This window comes from Mesorhizobium sp. LNJC394B00 (assembly GCF_000502555.1).
Taxonomy (GTDB): Bacteria; Pseudomonadota; Alphaproteobacteria; order Rhizobiales; family Rhizobiaceae; genus Mesorhizobium.
In genome coordinates, this window is sequence record NZ_AYWH01000002.1 from 1,262,648 (window position 1) to 1,281,985 (window position 19,338).

14 protein-coding genes and 3 pseudogenes are annotated in these 19,338 nt (G+C 63.3%); 13 read left to right on the forward strand and 4 right to left on the reverse strand.

Annotated features, from left to right (window positions below):
- Window positions 1-11 precede the first annotated feature (11 nt).
- Window positions 12-1,664, forward strand: coding sequence for an FAD-binding dehydrogenase (locus tag X751_RS153555; protein ID WP_023744521.1), 1,653 nt, complete (start codon window positions 12-14; stop codon window positions 1,662-1,664).
- Between the two features lie 238 nt (window positions 1,665-1,902).
- On the opposite strand, the gene dgoD is transcribed toward X751_RS153555, so the two are convergent.
- Both dgoD and X751_RS01000000163730 read right to left on the reverse strand, forming a co-directional pair.
- Window positions 1,903-3,051: a galactonate dehydratase gene (gene dgoD, locus X751_RS153550; protein WP_023744522.1), complete on the reverse strand. Its 1,149-nt coding sequence runs from the start codon at window positions 3,049-3,051 to the stop codon at window positions 1,903-1,905.
- 7 nt (window positions 3,052-3,058) lie between these two features.
- Window positions 3,059-3,822: pseudogene (locus X751_RS01000000163730) on the reverse strand (FadR/GntR family transcriptional regulator).
- A gap of 258 nt (window positions 3,823-4,080) precedes the next feature.
- Here X751_RS01000000163730 and X751_RS153545 point away from each other — a divergent pair.
- The 4 genes and pseudogenes from X751_RS153545 (at window position 4,081) to X751_RS153535 (ending at window position 8,417) form a co-directional block, all read left to right on the forward strand.
- Window positions 4,081-5,070, forward strand: coding sequence for an arabinose ABC transporter substrate-binding protein (locus X751_RS153545; protein WP_023744523.1), 990 nt, complete (start codon window positions 4,081-4,083; stop codon window positions 5,068-5,070).
- A gap of 70 nt (window positions 5,071-5,140) precedes the next feature.
- On the forward strand, window positions 5,141-6,652 hold the full coding sequence (gene araG / locus X751_RS153540) for an L-arabinose ABC transporter ATP-binding protein AraG (protein ID WP_023744524.1): 1,512 nt from the start codon (window positions 5,141-5,143) through the stop codon (window positions 6,650-6,652).
- A gap of 11 nt (window positions 6,653-6,663) precedes the next feature.
- A pseudogene (gene araH, locus X751_RS01000000163735) lies at window positions 6,664-7,613 on the forward strand (L-arabinose ABC transporter permease AraH).
- Window positions 7,614-7,637: 24 nt separating this feature from the next.
- A complete protein-coding gene (locus X751_RS153535; RefSeq protein ID WP_023744525.1) occupies window positions 7,638-8,417 on the forward strand; it encodes an SDR family oxidoreductase in 780 nt (259 codons plus the stop codon).
- A 62-nt stretch (window positions 8,418-8,479) separates the two neighbouring features.
- On the opposite strand, the gene X751_RS153530 is transcribed toward X751_RS153535, so the two are convergent.
- Complete coding sequence (locus tag X751_RS153530; RefSeq protein WP_023712134.1) at window positions 8,480-9,427, reverse strand: GlxA family transcriptional regulator; 948 nt, start codon at window positions 9,425-9,427, stop codon at window positions 8,480-8,482.
- Window positions 9,428-9,513: 86 nt separating this feature from the next.
- Between X751_RS153530 and X751_RS01000000163740 the strand changes: the two are divergent.
- The 7 genes and pseudogenes from X751_RS01000000163740 to ugpC all read left to right on the forward strand — a co-directional run bounded on the left by X751_RS01000000163740 (window position 9,514) and on the right by ugpC (window position 16,684).
- Window positions 9,514-10,220: pseudogene (locus X751_RS01000000163740) on the forward strand (DJ-1/PfpI family protein).
- A 121-nt stretch (window positions 10,221-10,341) separates the two neighbouring features.
- Complete coding sequence (locus X751_RS153525) at window positions 10,342-11,076, forward strand: FadR/GntR family transcriptional regulator (RefSeq protein WP_023668124.1); 735 nt, start codon at window positions 10,342-10,344, stop codon at window positions 11,074-11,076.
- A complete protein-coding gene (locus X751_RS153520; RefSeq protein WP_023744526.1) occupies window positions 11,073-12,269 on the forward strand; it encodes a PLP-dependent transferase in 1,197 nt (398 codons plus the stop codon). Before X751_RS153525 ends, X751_RS153520 begins: the two co-directional genes overlap by 4 nt.
- A 26-nt stretch (window positions 12,270-12,295) precedes the next feature.
- A complete protein-coding gene (locus tag X751_RS153515) occupies window positions 12,296-13,573 on the forward strand; it encodes a sugar ABC transporter substrate-binding protein (protein ID WP_023687906.1) in 1,278 nt (425 codons plus the stop codon).
- Window positions 13,574-13,841: 268 nt separating this feature from the next.
- On the forward strand, window positions 13,842-14,765 hold the full coding sequence (locus X751_RS153510) for a sugar ABC transporter permease (RefSeq protein ID WP_023687907.1): 924 nt from the start codon (window positions 13,842-13,844) through the stop codon (window positions 14,763-14,765).
- Window positions 14,765-15,613 carry a carbohydrate ABC transporter permease gene (locus tag X751_RS153505; RefSeq protein ID WP_023687908.1) on the forward strand — a complete coding sequence of 283 codons (849 nt, stop codon included), beginning with the start codon at window positions 14,765-14,767 and terminating at the stop codon, window positions 15,611-15,613. The genes X751_RS153510 and X751_RS153505 overlap by 1 nt, the downstream gene beginning before the upstream one ends.
- A gap of 3 nt (window positions 15,614-15,616) precedes the next feature.
- Window positions 15,617-16,684 (forward strand): sn-glycerol-3-phosphate ABC transporter ATP-binding protein UgpC, encoded by a 1,068-nt coding sequence (gene ugpC, locus X751_RS153500; RefSeq protein ID WP_023687909.1) that lies wholly within the window; start codon window positions 15,617-15,619, stop codon window positions 16,682-16,684.
- A 2-nt stretch (window positions 16,685-16,686) separates the two neighbouring features.
- Here the strand turns inward: ugpC and X751_RS153495 are convergent, their stop codons facing one another.
- Entirely contained in the window at window positions 16,687-17,562 is an 876-nt protein-coding gene (locus tag X751_RS153495; RefSeq protein ID WP_023744527.1) for an AraC family transcriptional regulator, read from the reverse strand.
- 213 nt (window positions 17,563-17,775) lie between these two features.
- Between X751_RS153495 and X751_RS153485 the strand changes: the two genes are divergently transcribed.
- Window positions 17,776-19,242, forward strand: a complete 1,467-nt coding sequence (locus X751_RS153485) for an alpha-glucosidase/alpha-galactosidase (RefSeq protein WP_023687911.1) — start codon at window positions 17,776-17,778, stop codon at window positions 19,240-19,242.
- The last annotated feature ends 96 nt before the right edge of the window (window positions 19,243-19,338 follow it).

Here is a 19,338-nt window from a genome sequence, read left to right on the forward strand (position 1 = left end):
GAGCTACGACAATGGCTGACGCGGACGCAATCATCGTTGGCGGCGGGCTGGCCGGCCTGGCCGCAGCCGCGGAACTGGGCGATGCCGGCAAGCGCGTGATCATCGTCGAGCAAGAGGGTGGCGGTTTTCTCGGCGGCCAGGCATTCTGGTCGCTCGGCGGCCTGTTTTTGGTCAACACGCCCGAGCAGCGCCGCCTGCGCATCAAGGACAGCCGCGACCTCGCCTGGCAGGATTGGCTGGGTTCTGCCCAGTTCGACCGGCCCGAGGACCATTGGCCAAGGAAAGTGGCGGAAGCCTATGTCGATTTCGCCGCCGGCGAGATGCGGCCGTGGCTCTACGCCATGGGCATGCGCTGGTGGCCGGTGGTCGGCTGGGCCGAGCGCGGCGGCGCGCTGGCCAATGGCCACGGCAATTCAGTGCCGCGCTTCCACCTGACATGGGGCACTGGGCCGGGCGTGGTCGCGCCGTTCGAAAGGCGCGTGCGCGAGCACGTCGCCAAAGGGCTGATCACTTTGAAATTCCGTCATCAGGTCAGCCGGCTGATCAAGACCAACGGCGCGGTCACCGGCGTCGCGGGCGAAATCCTGGAGGCATCCGATGTCGAGCGCGGCAAGCAGTCGAGCCGCACGGCCGTCGGCGATTTCGACCTTTCGGCCGGTGTCGTGATCGTCACCTCCGGCGGCATCGGCGGCAATCATGAGTTGGTTCGCAAGGTCTGGCCGGTCGGGCGGCTGGGGCCGGCGCCGAAGCGTATGGTTGCCGGCGTGCCGCACCATGTCGACGGCCGCATGGTGGCGATCACCCAGGACGCCGGCGGGGCCGTCATCAACGCCGACCGCATGTGGCACTATGTCGAGGGGATCAAGAACTGGAATCCGATCTGGCCGAACCACGGCATCCGCATCCTGTCTGCGCCGTCGCCGCTATGGTTCGACGCTCTCGGACAACGCATGGAGGCGCCGTTCTTCCCGAGCTTCGATTCGCTCGGCACCTTGAAGCGTATCCTGTCGACGGGACACGATTATTCCTGGTTCGTGCTGACCAAGACGATCGCTTCGAAGGAGTTCGTGCTCTCGGGTTCGGAGCAAAACCTCGACTTTACGGCCAAGGATTTTCGGGCCGTGCTGAAGAACCGGCGCGGCGGCAAGGCGCCGCCATCGGTGGCGGCGTTCCTGGAAAAGGGCGAGGACTTCGTCGTCCGCGACAACCTGGCCGACCTGGTCGCCGGGATGAACGCGCTGTCAGGCGACAATCTGCTCGACTACGACCGGCTCAACGCCCAGATCGTGGCGCGCGATCGCGAGGTCGACCATGCCTATACCAAGGATGCGCAGGTCACAGCCATCCGCGGCGCTCGCAACTACATTGGCGACAAGATCTTCCGGGTGACCAAGCCGCACAAGATACTCGATCCCAGGCACGGGCCGCTGATCGCGGTGCGCCTCAACATCCTGACGCGCAAAATGCTTGGCGGCCTGCACACCAATCTCAATTCGCAGGTTCTCGACGGCAATGGCGAACCCATTGCCGGGCTCTATGCGGCAGGCGAGGTGGCCGGCGGCGGTGGCGGCGGCTATCACGGCTACAATGCGCTGGAAGGGACATTTCTCGGCAGCTGCATCTTCTCCGGCAGGAACGCAGGCCGGCACGCCGCGGGCAGGTGACGCGGCTGGCGGGCCAAGAAAAGGTCGATGAGAACAGGACATCCGCCATGTTCATGGATAGCGACTGCTTTCGATCGCTTGCGGCAACCCAGGCGGTCAGCGAGTTGCGGCTTGCCGGCGCCGACGGTTCCCATGCGCTGGTGCTCGGCGCTGCGGCCCATCAGAGGCCTGCGTTACGCTGGCGCCACCGCGAAATTGAGCTTGAGGTCCTGAAGGCCTGGCCGCAAGGTCGGCCGGGCTACCACTCGGCGAAGGAGCCGTCCTTGTGGCGCCAGATCGGGTTGCGCCAGCGGTGGCCTTCCTTGGCGCGTTCCTTGACGTAGTCCTCGTCGATTTCGACGCCCAGACCCGGGCCGTCGGGAATGGCGACATAGCCATCCTCGTAGCGGAAGACATCCTTGTTGGCGGCATAGTCGAGCAGGTCGTTGGCGGCGTTGTAGTGGATACCCAGGCTCTGTTCCTGGATGAAGCAATTATAGCTGACGGCGTCGAGCTGCAGACAAGCGGCAAGCGCGATCGGCCCGAGCGGGCAGTGCGGGGCGACTGCAATGTCATAGGCCTCGGCCATCGCGGCGATCTTGCGGCATTCGGTGATGCCGCCGGCATGCGACAGGTCGGGCTGGATGATGTCGACGGCGCCTTGCTCGAACACCGACTTGAAATCCCAGCGGCTGTAGAGCCGTTCGCCGAGCGCAATCGGCGTCGAGCCGAGCGCCGCGATCTCCTTCAGTGCCTCGCGGTTTTCGCTGAGCACCGGCTCCTCGATGAACATCAGCCTGTACGGCTCGAGTTCCTTGACCAGCATGCGTGCCATCGGCCGGTGCACGCGGCCGTGGAAATCGACGGCGATGCCGATATTGGGACCGACAGCTTCGCGCACCATGGCGACGCGCTCGACGGCGGCGTCGATCTTGTCATGGCTGTCGACGATCTGCAGTTCCTCGGTGCCGTTCATCTTCAGCGCCTGAAAACCGCGCGCCACCACTTCCCTGGCGCCATCAGCCACTTCCGCCGGCCGGTCGCCACCGATCCAGGAATAGACCTTGATGGTGTCGCGCAGCTTGCCGCCGAGCAGTTCGTGCACGGGAACGCCGAGCGCCTTGCCCTTGATGTCCCACAGCGCCTGGTCGATGCCGGCAATGGCGCTCATCAGGATCGGCCCGCCGCGGTAGAAGCCGCCGCGATGCATCACCGTCCAATGGTCCTCGATCAGACGCGGGTCCTTGCCGATCAGGTAGTCGCCAAGCTCCTTCACAGCCGCCTCGACGGTCAGCGCCCGGCCTTCGACGACAGGCTCGCCCCACCCGGTGACGCCCGCATCGGTCTCGATCTTCAGGAACAGCCAGCGTGGCGGAACGATGTAGGTGGTGAGCGAAATGATTTTCATGCTGGTCTCAGTTGTTCTTGAGTTTCTTGGCGCTGACGAGGTCGCGCGCGGCAAGGTCGAGGATCCGGCCTGCCGCAGCCCGCGCCGCCACCGCATCGCGCATGCGCAGCGCCTCGACGACTTCGCGATGCGCCGCGACCGCTTCCATGCGCCGGCCGAGCGAGATGGTTGCCGTCGCTTCCAGCGAGAATTTCAGCCCGGTGTCGATGAGGTTGCCAATCTGGCGGAAGATCGGATTGTGGCTCGCGGCATAGACGATCTGGTGGAAGGCGATGTCGCTGCGTGAAAACATGACGAGATCCTCGCCGGCGTTGGCCATGCCGCGCCAGGCGGCTTCGAGATCGGCAATCTCCTGCAGCGTCGCGCGGGTGGCGGCGAGTTCGGCGACCAGCGGCTCGATGGCGCGGNTTCGAGATCGGCAATCTCCTGCAGCGTCGCGCGGGTGGCGGCGAGTTCGGCGACCAGCGGCTCGATGGCGCGGCGGGTTTCGAGGATGGCGTCGAACAGCTTGTCGTCCAGCGCATGCGGCGCGTGCCAGGCCAGCACTTGCGGGTCGATGATGTTCCAGTTGTCCTGTTCGCATACAACCGTGCCGATGCGCGGCCGCGACAACACCAGCCCCTTGGCGGCCAGCACCTTAAGCGCCTCGCGAATGACGGTGCGGCTGACGCCATATTCGACGCCGAGTTCGTTTTCGGTCGGAAGCGAAGAGCCGGCGGGATAGCGGCCGGAAAAGATGTCGGAGGCAAGCGCCTTGGTCACATCGGGCATGACGCGCGGGCGGCGGGTTGGCGTGTCGCCTGAAGCCTTCTTCGAAGTCTCGGTCACCTCAGCCCTCCTCCAAGGCGGCGAACCCGCTGTTTCGCGCAACCGGCCCGGCCTTACCGGATGCGGATCATTTGCGCCAGCGATCCCTGGTCAGAGCATGTAGCTTAATTATCATACCAGATCAATTGACGAGTATGATAAAAACGATTAGAGACTCCAGCACCCGGGCCTGAGCGCCCGGCCTATCGCTGGGAGGTAATCATGCGACTTCTGAAGACCGCGCTCGTCGCGGGCGCGCTTGCCGTGCTGTCCGTCACGACCATCGCTGCATATGCTCAGGACACCAAGATCGGTTTCATCGTCAAACAGCCGGAGGAACCGTGGTTCCAGGACGAATGGAAATTCGCCGACCAGGCCGCCAAGGAAAAGGGTTTTACCCTCGTCAAGATCGGCGCCGAGGACGGTGAGAAGCTGATGTCGGCAATCGACAATCTCGGCGCGCAGGGCGCGCAAGGGTTCATCGTCTGCACACCGGATGTGAAACTCGGCCCCGGCATCGTCGCCAAGGCGGCCGCCAACAATCTCAAGCTGATGACTGTCGATGATCGCCTCGTTGGCGCAGACGGCAAGGCGCTGGAAGACGTGCCGCATATGGGCATTTCGGCCACCAAGATCGGCGAGGCCGTCGGCCAGGCGATCGTCGATGAAATGAAGGCGCGCGGCTGGAAGGCCGACGAGGTCGGCGCCATCCGCGTCTCCTATGACCAGCTGCCGACCGCCGTCGACCGCGTCGAAGGCGCCATCTCGGTGCTCAAGGCGAATGGCTTCAAGGCCGAGAACATCTTTGACGCCCCGCAGGCCAAGACCGACACCGAGGCTGCGCTCAACGCGGCGACGGTGGTGCTCAACGCCCACGCCGACATCAAGAAGTGGGTCTCCTTCGGCCTCAACGATGAAGCCGTGCTCGGTGCGGTGCGTGCTTCCGAAAGCGTCGGCATCCCGGCCGACGGCATGATCGGCGTCGGCATCGGCGGCGCGGATTCGGCGATCAACGAGTTCAAGAAGCCGACCGCCACCGGCTTTGTCGGCACGGTGATCATCTCCCCGAAGCGGCATGGCTACGAGACGGCGCTCAACATGTATGACTGGGTCGCCAACAACAAGGAACCTGAGAAGCTGATCCTGACCGCCGGTGCGCTCGCCAAGCGCGACGACTACCAGACGGTCCGCAAGGGTCTCGGCATCGAATAATCCTCCCTGTACAAACAGGCGGCGGCTCATCCCGCCGCCTGTTTTGCATCACGCAGAAGGATCGACGCCAGTGTCCTTTCTCGACTTCTCGCGCATCACCAAGACCTATCCGGGCGTCAAGGCGCTGTCGGACGTCTCGTTCGGCGTCGACAAGGGCGTCGTGCATGGCCTGATGGGTGAGAACGGCGCCGGCAAATCCACGCTGATCAAAATCCTGTCCGGTGACCAGCATGCCGATGACGGCGAGATACGCATAGACGGCAAGGTACAGGCCTATTCATCGACGCGAGATGCCTTCGACAATGGCGTCATCGTCATCCACCAGGAACTGCAGCTCGTTCCTGAGCTCACCGTTGCCGAAAATCTCAGCCTCGGCCGTTTTCCCGCCAGCGCCGGCATCATCGCGCGCACCAGGATGCTGGAGGATGTCGGCGCCAAGCTGAAATCAGCCGGCATCGACATCGATATCAGCCGCAAGGTCAAGACCCTTTCCATCGGCGAGCGCCAGATGGTGGAGATCGCCAAGGCGATCATGGTCGACGCGCGCGTCATCGCGCTGGACGAGCCGACCTCGTCGCTGTCGTCACGCGAAAGCGAAATCCTGTTTGCCCTGATTGACCGCCTGCGCGGCGAGGGCAAGGTGATCATCTACGTCTCGCACCGGCTGGACGAAGTGTTCCGCCTTTGCGACAGCTTGACCGTGCTGCGCGACGGCAAGCTTGCCGCGCATCACGCCTCGCTGAAAGATGTGACGCGCGACCAGGTCGTCGCCGAGATGGTCGGCCGCGAAATCTCGGATATCTGGGGTTTTCGTCCGCGCAAATCAGGCGCTGTTCGTCTAAAGGTCGAAAGCCTCTCCGGGGCAAAATTGAAGACGCCTGCCAGCTTCGAGGCGAGGGCAGGCGAAATCGTCGGCTTCTTCGGCCTGATCGGCGCCGGGCGCTCGGAACTGATGCGGCTGGTGTTCGGCGCCGATCCGCGTTCGGGCGGCACCATCAGCGTCGACGGCAAGGTGGTTCATGCCACCGATCCGTATGACGCGATCCGGGCCGGCATCGTGCTGTGTTCGGAAGACCGCAAGCATGACGGCATCATCCAGGGCCGCTCGATCGAGGAAAACATCAACATCTCGTCGCGGCGCCATCACACGCGCTTCGGCGTGCTGAACCGCGCCAGCGAGATCGACACGGCCGAGACCTTCATCAAGAAGCTCAAGGTGCGCACGCCGTCGCGCAAGCAGGACATCATCAACCTTTCCGGCGGCAACCAGCAGAAGGTCATCCTGGGCCGCTGGCTGTCGGAGCAGGGCGTGCGCGTGCTTATCGTCGACGAGCCGACCCGCGGCATCGACGTTGGCGCCAAATCGGAAATCTACGAACTGCTCTACCAGCTTGCCGAGGACGGCATGGCGATTGTCGTCGTCTCGTCCGAACTGCCGGAAGTGATGGGCATTTGCGACCACATCCTGGTGATGTGCGGCGGGCGCGTCAGCGCCGAACTCACGCGCGACCAGTTCGCCGAAAAGGCGATCCTGGCCGCCGCTCTTCCCGACCAGAAAACACCCGACGCGATCGCATCCTGAGGATTCTTGCCATGACCGACCAGTTGAAGAAAATCCTGCTCGGCGAACAGGGCCTCGTCGTCATCTTCATCGCCGCCTTTGCGCTGGTATCGCTGCTGGTGCCGAATTTTCTGACCGACCGCAACATGCTCGGCCTGCTGCAGTCGGTGGTCACCGTCGGCATCGTCGCCTGTACCATGATGTTCTGCCTTGCCGCGCGCGACTTCGACCTGTCGGTCGGCTCCATCGTTGCCTTTGCCGGCATGGTCGCTGTCATGGCGTCGAACTACACCGGGTCGATCCTGCTCGGGCTTCTGGCGGCAATCGCCTGCGGCGCCTTTGTCGGCTTCATCAATGGCGTCGTCATCGCCAAATTCCGCATCAACGCGCTGATCACGACGCTTGCCACCATGCAGATCGTGCGCGGCTTCGCCCTGATTGCATCCGACGGCCGCGCCGTCGGCATCAACAGCCCGGATTTCTACCAGCTCGCGCTGTCGAAGCTGCTCGGCATACCGACGCCGATATGGGTGTTGGCGGTTCTCTTCGGCATCTTCGGCTTCGTCTTGAACCGTACGGTGTTCGGCAAGAACACGCTGGCCATCGGCGGCAACCCGGAGGCGTCGCGGCTGGCCGGCGTCAATGTCGACTGGACGCGCATCTGGATCTTTGCGCTGCAGGGCGTCATCTGCGGCAGGCCGGCATCCTCTTGGCTTCGCGCATCACGTCGGGCCAGCCCAACGCGGCGGTCGGACTTGAACTCTCGGTCATCTCGGCCTGCGTGCTCGGCGGTGTCTCGCTTGCCGGCGGCCGCGCCACCATGTCGGGCGTCATCGTCGGCGTGTTGATCATGGGCATCGCCGAAAACGCCATGAACCTGCTCAACATCCCGGCCTTCTACCAGTACATTGTGCGCGGCGTGATCCTGCTGCTTGCCGTTTTGCTCGACAATCTGCGTTCGTCGGCACTGGGCCGGCGCTGACCATCTTCCAGGGGAGTGACAGCCATGGCTGAGCGCCTGTCCGGCAAACGCATCTTCCTGACCGGCGCTGCGCAAGGCATCGGGCTTGCCATCGCGCAGGCCTGCCTGGCCGAAGGCGCAAATCTGTTCCTGGTTGACCGTGATGGCGCGCTGCTGGGCAAAACGGTTGCCGGGCTTGCCGCGCCGCGTGGTCATGTCGGGCATGTTGCGGCCGACATCAGCGACGGGACCGCGATTGCCGCCGCCGTCCGACATGCGACCGACGCAATCGGTCCGATCAACGCGCTGATCAACAATGCCGGGATGAATGTGTTCTCGACGCCGCTCGATGCGACCGAAGAGGAGTGGAACCGCAATTTCGACGTCAATGTCAAAGGCGCCTGGAACTGCGCCAAGGCGGTGCTGCCAGGAATGATCGCAAATGGCGGTGGCGCGATCCTCAACATCGCCTCGACGCACAGCTTCACCATCATCCCTCATACCTTCCCTTATCCCGTGGCCAAGCACGCGCTGCTTGGGCTGACCAAATCGCTGGCGCTGGAATATGCCGGGCAGGGCGTGCGCGTGAACGCGCTGGCGCCCGGTTATGTCGAGACGCAGAAGGCGACCGACTATTGGAACAGTTTTGCCGATTCGGTTGCGGCGCGCGCCAGGACGCTGGCGCTGCATCCCGGCGGCCGCATCGCCTCGGCGCGCGAGATCGCGCTGGCCGCTGTGTTCATGATTTCTGAGGAGTGCCCGTTCATGAACGCGGCGACCCTCGTCGTCGATGGCGGGCTCAGCCAGCTACAGCATCCCGCCTGAACGCTGGAGAGGCTCTATTTCTACGGCGTCGACCGCCGGCTTAATGGCGCAAGCCGTCGCGATCAGAAACGCTCGCGATAGGCGCGCGGGTTGGTGCCCAGCACGCGCAGAAAGCCGCGCCGCATGGTTTCTTCCGAGCCGAAACCGCAGCGGCGGGCCGTCTGGTTGACGGGCTGGCCCCGCTCCAGCATCCGCCGCGCCGCCTCGATCCGGATCTCCTCGATCGCGCGGGCAGGTGTCCGGCCGGTGGCCTCGCGATAGCGCCGCGAGAAGCTGCGCGGGCTCATATTGGCGTGGTCGGCCAACTGCGTGAGCGACAGGTCACCGGCCAGATTTTCGAGGATCCAGCCATGCAGCCGGTCGAAGCGTCCGTCGCCTTGCTGCAGCTTGAGGGTCTGGCTGAATTGCGCCTGGCCACCGGGACGTTTCAGGAAGACCACCAATTCGCGCGCCACGGCAAGCGCCGTGTGCCGGCCAAGGTCGGCCTCGACGAGGGAGAGGGCGAGATCGATCCCCGCCGTTACACCAGCTGATGTCCAGACATTGCCGTCACGAATGAAGATCGGGTCAGGTTCGAGGCGGACCGCGGGAAAGCGGCGGGCGAACTCCGCGCAGCGTCCCCAATGGGTCACCGCGCGACGCCCGTCGAGCAGGCCAGCCGTCGCCAGCAGCATGGCGCCGCTGCAGACGGAAGCGGTTCGCGTGGCATCGCGCGAGCGGCTGGCGATCCACTGGATCAGCACGGGATCGTCGCAGGCCGCGTTGACGCCCCATCCGCCGGGCACGACCAGCGTGTCGATCTTACCTCCGTTCGCCGGCAGCACTGCTGCCTCCAGCACGAGACCGGCCGATGTCCGGATGCGCGGTGAGGCGGCGACGACCACGACCTCGTAAGGAGCCGGTTCGCCGGCCTGCCTTTTGAAATCATTGGCGCTGGCAAAGACCTGCAGCGGTCCGCTGACGTCGAGGAGCTGGATGTCGGGATAGGCAAGTACTTCAATACGGCGCATTGGTTTGGCCCGAAGCGAGGGATGAATGGCAATCGTGCCAAACCATGATGCCGTAGATTGCCGGAAGTCAACCCACGGAGATTTCCATGCCCCTTCGTTTCGGCATCCTCGTATTCCCCGACGTCCAACAACTCGACCTCACCGGCCCATACGAGGTCCTGGCATCGGCCAAGGATGCCGAGGTGGAACTGATCTGGAAGGATCGCAACCCGGTGACGTCATCGACGCGCCTCTCGCTGACGCCAACCGCGACCTTTGACGATTGCCGGCCCCTCGACGTGCTGTGCATTCCTGGCGGGGGCGGGGTCAACGCGCTGCTGGAGGACCAGACAGTCCTCGATTCGTGTGGGAGCGCGCGGGGCAGGTGCGCTACATCACCTCCGTTTGCAGCGGTGCCCTGGTGCTTGGGGCGGCCGGACTGCTGAGGGGCAAGCGCGCGACCACGCACTGGTATGCGCATGATTTCCTTGAGGAGTTCGGAGCGATCCCGGTCGACGAGCGTATCGTCGAAGACGGCAAGCTCATCACCGCCGGCGGCGTCACTTCGGGGATCGACTTCGGCCTGGCGCTGGTTGCGAGGCTGCTTGGACAGGAGGAGGCCGAGATCGTGCAGCTCTCGCTCGAATACGCCCCGGCTCCTCCCTTTCGGTCCGGCACGCCCGCCGAGGCGTCGCCTGCGGTGCTGGCGCAGGCAAAAAAGCGCCTCTCTGGTTCGAGGCGGGTTCGCGAGGCAATCTTCGCTCGCTGGCGCGAGGCTCGCGCCGCCGCTGCGCCGGCGCGCGTCCACGGCTGAAGCAGCAAGGCCGAAGGTGCATCCCCTGGCCCTTCGGCCTTGCTGCGTTTCCACTGTTGACAGGTCCCTTCGTCTGTGCAGAAATTGGTTGGACCATTGAACCACTTCGGTAATAGCCCCGGTGACCGAATTCAGCCTTCCGCCGATCCAGACGACGGCCCGCGACGACGCGGTGCTGAAGGCGTTGGCCGGCTTCGTCATGCGCGAGAAGCTGGAACCCGGTGAGAGGCTGCCGACCGAACGCATCCTCGCTGAGCGTCTGAAGGTCAGCCGCAACACGGTGCGCGAGGCGCTGACGCGCTGGGAAGGGCTTGGCCTGGTCGAGCGCCGGCAGGGCTCGGGCACCTATCTCAAGGCCGCCGTCTCGCTCGACATGCTGCACATGCCGCTGACGCTTGCCGGCGGCAATGATTTCACCGGCCTGATGCGCACGCTGGAAATCCGCCGCGCGCTGGAAGCGGAAGCCGCCGCCCTTTGCGCCATTCGTGCCGACAAGGACGACCTCGCCGAGATTGAGCGCAAGCTCGACATCATGGAGGAAGAGTTTCTCAGCCGCGCCGGCATGTCGTCGGAAGAGGACTGGGAATTCCATCAGGCGATCTACCGCGCCTGCGGCAATCCGCTGTTCGAGCAGATTATCGCCGCCATGCACGAACTGTTCCACCGCTTCTGGGAACATCCGCTCGGCGTGCGCGATTTCGGCCACGCAAGCTTTCCCTACCACCGCACCATGTTCGACTGCATCGCCGCGCACGATCCGGAAGGCGCCCGGGCCGAAGCGCTGAAGCTGATCGCCACGGTCGAGGACGATTTGAAGCGCGGCGCCGCCAACCTCAAACTTTCGGTCCGCACATGAACGAGCACAGCTTCGACCCAGGCATTTCCGGCAGCGACTATCTCGCCGAGGCGGCGACGCTTCTGGCGCATGACGACCCGTTCCCCGGCAATGCGGTGGTGCCGCCGATCTACCAGACCTCGCTGTTCACCTTCGCCAGCTATGCCGACATGGCCGACACCTTTGCCGGGCGCAGGAAACAGCCGATCTATTCGCGCGGCGACAATCCGACGGTGATGGAATTCGAGTCGCGCGTCGCAGCGCTTGAAGGTGCTGAAGCCGCACGTGGTTTTTCGAGCGGCATGGCTGCGATCAGCGCGACGTTGCTGGCTTTCGTCGGCGCAGGCGAACGCATCCTTGCGGTGCGCAATTGCTATGGCGACGCCTACCGACTGTTCGAGCGGTTGTTCCCGCGCCTGCACATCAAGGTCGACTATGTCGACGGCTCCGATCCGGATGCGGTGGCCGCGGCTCTTCCCGGCGCCAAACTGCTCTACCTGGAAAGCCCGACCTCGATGACGTTCGAGCTGCAGGATCTCGAACATCTGACGCGGCTGGCGAAAGAGCAGGGCATCGTCACCACCATCGACAATTCCTGGGCGACGCCGGTGTTCCAGAAGCCGATCCTGCACGGCGTCGATCTGGTGCTGCATTCCGCCTCGAAATATCTCGGCGGTCACAGCGACACCGTCGCCGGCGTGGTGGCCGGCTCGGCCGCTCACATCAAGCATATCAACGACCAGACCTATTCGCAGCTCGGCGCAAAGCTGTCGCCCTTCGAGGGCTGGCTGCTGTTGCGCGGCCTGCGCACGCTGCCGCTGAGACTGCCGCATCACATGAAGAGTGGGCTCATCATCGCCGAGCGCTTGAAGGCGCATGACAAGGTCGAGCGGGTCAATCATCCCGCCTATTCCAACCATCCCGGCAAGAAGACGCTTGCCGGCTATGCCGGGCTGTTCTCCTTCGAGGTGGCGGAGGATGTCGACATTCCCGCTTTCGTCGATGCGTTGAAATTTTTCCGCATCGGCGTCAGCTGGGGCGGTCATGAAAGCCTGGTCGTGCCGGCAAAGGCCTCGCTCGAGCAGACACCGGGTCTCAATTCGATGGCGCGCTTCGGCGTCAGCCCCCGAACCATCCGCTTCAATGTCGGATTGGAAAGCGTCGAAGACCTCTGGGCCGACATCGGCCAGGCCTTCGACAAAGCAAAAAAATGACTGGGTTCAAAATGGGAGTTCTGAACATGAAACGACTGAGCATCATGCTTGCCACCGCTGCCGGCCTGGCGATGTCCGCCAGCGGCGCGCTGGCCGATACCACCCTCAAGCTGGTCGAGGTCATCACCAGCCCGCAGCGCACCGAATTCCTGAAGAAGCAGATCGCCGAGTTCGAGGCCGCCAATGCCGGCGTCAAGGTCGAGGTGGTCTCGCTGCCCTGGGGGCAGGCTTTCGAGAAATTCCTCACCATGGTGCAGGCCGGCGATACGCCCGACATCGTCGAGATGCCGGAGCGCTGGATGGGCCTGTACGCCACCAACGGCCAGCTCGAGGATCTCGGCCCTTACATGGCCAAATGGGACGACGCCAAGACGCTGGGCGACCGCGCCAAGCAATTCGGCTCGACCGTCAACAACACCCAGTTCATGATCCCGTACGGCTACTATGTGAATGCGCTGTTCTGGAACAAGAAGTTGTTCAAGGAGGCCGGTCTCGACGGCCCGCCGGCGACACTCGACGACTTCATCGCCGACTCCAAGAAGATCTCCGCCATTCCAGGCAAGTACGGCTATTGCCTGCGCGGTGGGCCGGGCGCCTTCAACGGCATGCACATGTTCATGAACATCGCCGCTGGCAAGGGCGGCTACTTCAACGAGGACGGCACCTCGACCATCAACGAGGAGGGCTCGGTCAAGGGCCTGCAGATGCTGGCCGACATGTACAAGGACGGGCTGGCGCCCAAGGATGCGGTGAGCTGGGGCTTTAACGAGACCGTCACCGGCTTCTATTCCGGCACCTGCGCCATGCTCAACCAGGATCCGGATGCGCTGATCGGCATTGCCGACAAGATGAGTGCCGACGATTTTGCAGTGGCGCCGCTGCCTGTGGGGCCAAGCGGCAAATCCTATCCGACGCTGGGCTATGCCGGCTGGGCGATGTTCGCCAACTCGCAGCACAAGGACGATGCCTGGAAGCTGATGGCGACGCTGTTGTCGCCCAAGGACAATCTCGAATGGGCCAAGGAAGTCGGCGTCGTGCCGATCCACAATGGCGCCGACCAGGATGCCCACTTCAAGACCGAGCAGTTCAAAGGCTGGTTCACCGAACTCAGCGACGCTTCCAAATATGAAATGGTGACGCCGCCGACACATCTGGAGAACCTCGGCAATTTCGTCGACCAGGTGGCGATCAAGAATTTCCAGGAAGTGCTGCTCGGCCAGAAGTCGGCCAAGGACGTTGCCGATCAATGGGCCGCGTTCCTGACCAAGGAACAGCAGGACTGGCTGGCCAAGAACAAGAAGTAGTTCTTCCACCTTCTCCCCGTTTACGGGGAGAAGGTGGCCCGAATGCATGTCGCCCAAAAGTGCGTAGCGGTTTTGGGACAACGACATGCACAGACAGGCCCGGATGAGGGGCAGCTCGAGCACCCCAAGGCTGGCGCCGCCCCTCATCTGCCTGCCCGTCCTCCGCAGCAGCTGTGCTGCAGCTACGGAGGGTGGACCGGCATCTGTTCCCCAATGAACGGCGACGCTTGTTGCCAATCCGCTCCTCCAGGAGACGATCCAGAAGCCAATGACCTACGCCGTACCCGAAATACGATCCGCAGGCCGACCGCGAAAGAAGCGGCTGACGCATGCAGCAATCGAGCCCTGGCTTTATCTCAGCCCGGCGATCGTTCTGCTGGTCGTGGTGCTGCTGGTGCCGCTGATCATCGGCATCAGCTATTCGTTCCGGAAGTTCTCCGCCTTCAAATCCGAATATGTCGGCCTCGGCCAGTATCAGGCGATGCTGACCGACCAGGTGCTGGGGCAGGCGCTGGTCAACACGCTCTGGTGGACCGTCGCCAGCCTGTTCTTCCAGTTCTTCCTCGGCCTGGGTCTGGCGTTGCTGCTCGACAAACCGTTTGTCGGGCGCAAGTTCGTGCAGGCGGTGGTGTTCCTGCCCTGGGCGGTGCCATCTTTCCTGTCGGGCCTGACCTGGGCGTGGCTGTTCAATCCGATCATCGGACCACTGCCGCATTGGCTCTTCACGCTCGGGCTGAAGGCCGAGCCGACCAATGTGCTGTCCGATCCGGCGACCGCCATGTGGGGGCCGATCATCGCCAACATCTGGTTCGGCATTCCGTTCTTCGCCATCACGCTGCTGGCGGCGCTGAAGTCGATCCCGTCGGAACTGCATGAGGCGGCCGCAATCGACGGCGCTTCGCCTTGGCAGCGCTTCACCAAGGTGACGCTGCCGTTCCTGGCGCCGACCATCGTCATCACCGTCATGCTGCGTACGATCTGGATCGCGACCTTCGCCGATCTGATCTTCGTCATGACCGAGGGCGGGCCGGCAGGCTCGACCAGCACGGTGCCGGTCTACATCTATGTCAGTGCCTTCAAGTCGCTGGACAAGGGCTATGCCTCCGCGGTGGCGGTGCTGCTCTTGATCTTGCTGATCGCCTATGCGATCGCGCTGATCGCCATCCGCCGCTTGCTGGTGAGGCACGTCTGATGATTGCCGGACGCTCCACCTCCTCGCGCATCTTCAGCGGCATCGGCCTCTACGCGGCGATTGCCGCCTATATGATCTTTGCGCTGTTTCCGATCTTCTGGACGCTGAAGATTTCGGTAACGCCGGAGCGGCTGCTCTATTCCGAGGGCATCACGCTGTGGCCGTCGCAGACCTCCTTCCGCAACTTCATCACTGTCCTGGAAGCCTCTGACTTCCCCCGCTATTTCCTCAACAGCGTTATCGTCTCGGTGTCGACGGCGGCCCTGGTGACAGTCATCGCCACGCTCGCCGGCTACGCCATGTCGCGCTTCACCTTTCGCGGCAAGGCAACGCTGGCGATCATGCTTTTGCTGACGCAAACCTTCCCGCTGGTGATGGTCATTCCGCCGATCTACCGCGTCATGGGCGAGCTTGGCCTGACCAACAGTCTGGTTGGTCTGATCATCATCTACACCGCCTTCAACACCGCCTTCGCCACCTTTCTAATGCAGTCCTTCTTCGACGGCATTCCGAAGGATCTGGAGGAAGCGGCGATGATCGACGGCTGCACGCGGGCGCAGGCGATGCGCAAGGTGATCGTGCCGCTGACCTTGCCCGGCATGGGCGCCACGCTCGGCTTCGTCTTCACCGCCGCCTGGAGCGAATTGCTGTTCGCGCTGATGCTGATCTCCAGCGACGACCAGAAGACCTTTGCCGTCGGCCTGCTCACCTATATCGGCAAGTTCGCCGTGGACTGGGGGCAGATGATGGCGGCGTCGATCCTGGCGCTGATCCCGGTCTGCATCTTCTTCGCCTTCCTGCAACGCTATCTCGTCACCGGCCTCACCGCCGGCGCGGTCAAAGGATAATCGATGGCTTCCGTCACGCTGCAAAACGTCGAGAAGGATTACGGTTCGCTGCGCATCCTGCACGGCGTCGACCTCGAGATCGCCGATGGCGAGTTCGTCGTGCTGGTCGGCCCGTCCGGCTGCGGCAAGTCGACCCTTTTGCGCATGATTGCCGGGCTGGAGGAGGTGTCGGGCGGCGAGATCCATATCGGCGATCGGCTGGTCAACGATGTCGCGCCGAAGGACCGCGATATTGCCATGGTGTTCCAGTCCTACGCGCTCTATCCGCACATGGATGTGTCGTCGAATATGGGTTTCAGCCTGCTTTTGAAGAAGGCGGAGAAGACGACGATCGACGGCAGGGTAGGGGCGGCGGCCAAGCGCCTCGGCCTCGACAGTTTCCTCGGCCGTCTGCCCAGGCAACTGTCCGGCGGCCAGCGCCAGCGCGTCGCCATGGGCCGCGCCATCGTGCGCGATCCCAAAGTGTTTCTGTTCGACGAGCCGCTCAGCAATCTCGACGCCAAATTGCGCGTGCATATGCGCGCCGAGATCAAGGCGCTGCACCAGCAGCTCAAGACCACATCGGTCTATGTCACCCACGACCAGATCGAAGCCATGACTATGGCCGACCGCATCGTCGTCATGCATGACGGCTATGTGCAGCAGGTCGGCCATCCGCTCGAGCTCTACGATCGGCCGATCAATACTTTTGTGGCCGGCTTCATCGGCTCGCCCGGCATGAATTTCTTTCCGGCGACAGTGGCCAAGGGCGGCAAGGTGGACGCGGTGCTGGCCGACGGCCAGAAGCTGCGGTTGCCTGATGGCTTGCCGTTGAAGGATGGCGATGTGCTTACTGTCGGGCTACGGCCGGAGCACATCCAGCTTGCCGACGATGGTCCGCTCAGGGCAGAGGTCGAGGTGGTCGAGCCGCTCGGCCTGTCGACGCAGTTCTATGTCCGGCTCGCCAACCAGCTGGTTTGTGTCTTCGTCATGGGACGCAGCACTATCCGGCCTGGCGATAAGGTGCGGCTGTCTGCCGATCCGGCGGCGCTGCATCTGTTCGATCCCGCAAGCGGCAACCGCATCGGGTAATCCTATCGAAGGCTGCCCAGGCTGGCATACATGCCGGTGGTACGGAACTGCGTCGGGTTGATGCCGTAGAGCCGGCGGAAGACTTTCGAGAAATAGTTGGCGTCCTCGAAGCCGCACAGGATGGCGACCTCCTTGACCGGCAGGAAATCGGCTTTGGTTAGCAGCTTCGCCGCCCGCTGCAGCCGCTGCTGCAGCACGAACTCGGCCGGCGGAACGCCTTCGCTCTCGGCGAAGCAGCGCGAGAAATGGGCGCGGCTGAGGCCGCTGATCTGGACGAGCTCGGCCACGGGCAAGGGCTTGTCGAGATTGGCGTTGATATGATCGATGACCGGCTGCATGACGCTCTGTTTCTCAGTGAAGGCGTGCGAGCCGAAGACATCGTCGTAAAGCGCCATCGCCGCCTCATAGGCGATTGCCGAAGCAGCGCCAGGCGAAGCGCCGCCCTTGATCAGGCGCAGGCTGCAATCGGCGAGACGATCGATCGTCTCCGGCTGCAGCCGAAACACCGGGCCGGAGACGCTGAGTATGGATTTGTGGACGCGCAGCGCCTCCTCGCCATTCATCGAGATCCAGAAATATTCCCAGCGGTCGCCCTTCTCCAGCCAGTAGCGATGGTTGTGTGGCACCAGCACCAGCAGCGTGTCGTTGGCCTGCAGGCGGTAGTTGCGGTTCTCGTAGCGCAGCTGGCCGGTGCCGCTGATCGTGTGCTGCAGCACGGTGAACGGTGTCTGGCCGCGCTTGCGCCCATCCCAGTCATAGGTCACGCCCTCGCGTACTTCATAGCCGGTGCTGGTTGGCATGGCATGCAGGCGCTGGCGGCCGCGCGGCAGCGAGATGGTGCGCATCAACTGTCCGTTGGCGATCAGATCATGCAGCACAAAATTACCCTCGAAAGCATAATCGTTCTCTGGCCGCGCCCTGGAATAACGGCATAATCCAAATCCTGAGAACGCGAAAGACCCGCGGTCGAGGAGCGGGCGGGGAGGAGAACGAGCCGGAATTCCGGCTCGAATGGCATGCGCGCCGAGGCGAGCCGCCATTCCCTTTCCTGTTGCTCCTTACCCGGCATTCGAATGCATCGAGGTGAGGTGATGAGTTTCAAAATCGCTATTATCGGCGCCGGCAGCGTCGGCTTCACCAAGAAGCTGTTCACCGATATTTTGTGCGTCCCGGAATTCAGCGACATCGAATTCGCGCTGACCGATCTCAGCGAACACAATCTGCAAATGATCAAGGCGATCCTCGACCGCATCGTCGAGGCCAACAAGCTGCCGACCAGGGTGACGGCGACGACCGACCGCCGCAAGGCGCTGGAAGGCGCGCGCTACGTCATCAGCTGCGTGCGGGTGGGCGGGCTCGAAGCCTATGCCGACGATATCCGCATTCCCTTGAAATACGGCATCGACCAGTGCGTCGGTGACACGATTTGCGCCGGGGGCATCCTCTACGGCCAGCGCAACATCCCGGTCATCCTCGACTTCTGCAAGGATATATTGGAGGTCGCCGAGCCAGGCGCCAAATTCCTCAACTATGCCAACCCGATGGCGATGAACACCTGGGCGGCGATCGAATATGGCAAGGTCGATACGGTCGGCCTCTGCCACGGTGTCCAGCACGGCGCCGAACAGATCGCCGAAGTGCTCGGCGCCAAGTCGCACAGCGAACTCGATTATGTCTGCTCCGGTATCAACCACCAAACCTGGTTCATCGATTTGCGGCTCAACGGCCGCAAGATCGGCAAGGACGAACTGGTGGCTGCCTTCGAGGCGCATCCGGTCTATTCGCAGCAGGAAAAGCTGCGCATCGACGTGCTGAAGCGCTTCGGCGTCTACTCCACCGAAAGCAACGGTCATCTCTCCGAATATCTGCCCTGGTATCGCAAGCGGCCGGACGAAATCACCCGCTGGATCGACATGTCCGATTGGATCCATGGCGAGACCGGCGGCTATCTTCGCTACTCCACGGAAACCCGCAACTGGTTCGAGACGGAATATCCGCAATTCCTCGAAGCGGCGTCGAAGCCGCTCGACGTATCGAAGCGCTCGAACGAGCATGCCAGCCATATTCTCGAAGCGCTGGAGACGAACCGCGTCTATCGCGGCCACTTCAACGTCAAGAACACCGGCATCATCACCAATCTGCCGCAGGACGCGATCATCGAATCGCCCGGTTTCGTCGATCGCTTCGGCATCAACATGGCGTCAGGCATCACGCTGCCGGAAGCCTGCGCGGCCACCTGCATGGCTTCGATCAACGTTCAGCGGATGTCGGTGCATGCGGCTGTTACGGGCGACATTGACCTGCTCAAGCTCGCGGTGCTGCACGATCCGCTGGTGGGTGCGGTGTCGACGCCGGAAGAGGTCTGGCAGATGGTCGACGAGATGGTCGTCGCCCAGGCGCGTTGGCTACCGCAATACGCCGATGCCGTGCCGGCCGCCAAGGAGCGGCTTTCGAAATCGATGGTGAAAACCCGCGACTGGGCGGGTGCGGCGCGGCGCAAAGTGCGCTCGATCGAGGAACTGCGCGCCGAAAAAACGGCCCTGAAACAGGCCGGCTGAGAATGCTGGCAGGCGGACAGCGGGAGGCCGGTTCGCCAATCAGCCGTCATGAATAGATGCGGGCAGCAGCAGACGTCGAAACATCTGGGAGGAACA